Annotated in this window: 1 protein-coding gene; it reads right to left on the reverse strand. The window is 69.1% G+C overall.

What is annotated here, in order from left to right; genetic code table 11:
- Positions 1-562: universal stress protein (locus B2X67_RS20540; protein WP_286786633.1), on the reverse strand; the 562-nt coding region annotated here is incomplete at its 3' end.
- Positions 563-774: the final 212 nt, after the last annotated feature.

Below are 774 nucleotides of genomic sequence, written 5' to 3' on the forward strand. Positions count from 1 at the left end.
AGAGCGGCCCGGAGGCCAGCGTCGCCACCGCCTGGCGCGCGGTGACGCTGCCGTCGAAGGCGAGCATCAGCCGGCGCGGCACGCGGAACGTGCTCGGCGCCACCAGGATCGGGCGCGGCACGGCGCGGATGACGTTCTCCAGCTGGCTGCCGATCTGCAATGCGTGGCCGCCGCTGCGCTCGCCCTGGCGACCCATCACCAGCAACTGCGTGTCGCCCTGCAGCTCGTTCAGGCTGTGCAGCAGGTCGCCGTGGCGCTGCTGGGTTTCGGCGATCGGAACGCCGGCCGAGTGGGCGCGCTGGCGGGCCTCCTGTAACAGCACGCGGCCGTCTTCCAGGGCCAGGCGGTTGCGTTGGGCATCCAGCGAGGAGAGTTCGTTGAGCAGGGCCTCGCGCTCGCCCAGGCCGGGGTTGCCGCCGGCATCGCCGCGCGGGTAGCGCTGCTCGTCGAGCACATGCAGAAAGGTCAGCGGCGCGCCCAGGCGCAGTGCCGCCCAGGCCGCGTAATCGACCACGGAGGGGGCGGATACGGAAGCATCGATGCACGCCAATACCTGGCTCATGGTGTTTCTCCTTCGGTGACGGGCAGGAAGTCCTGCGCCTTGTCATGCACGCCGAAACGGTCGACCCATGGGCAGTGGTCTGGTTCATTCCGAGTACCTCGACTGGCGCACGTCGCGGTGAAACCTCGGTACCGCCTTGTCCAGCGCGGTTACCGCGGTTACGTCGCGAACGTACGCGTGGGTGAAAACGATGCCTTGCCGTGACACTGCGC

This window comes from Pseudomonas sp. UBA3153 (genome assembly GCF_002364635.1).
In the GTDB taxonomy this organism is placed as follows: Bacteria; Pseudomonadota; Gammaproteobacteria; order Pseudomonadales; family Pseudomonadaceae; genus Pseudomonas_O; species Pseudomonas_O kuykendallii.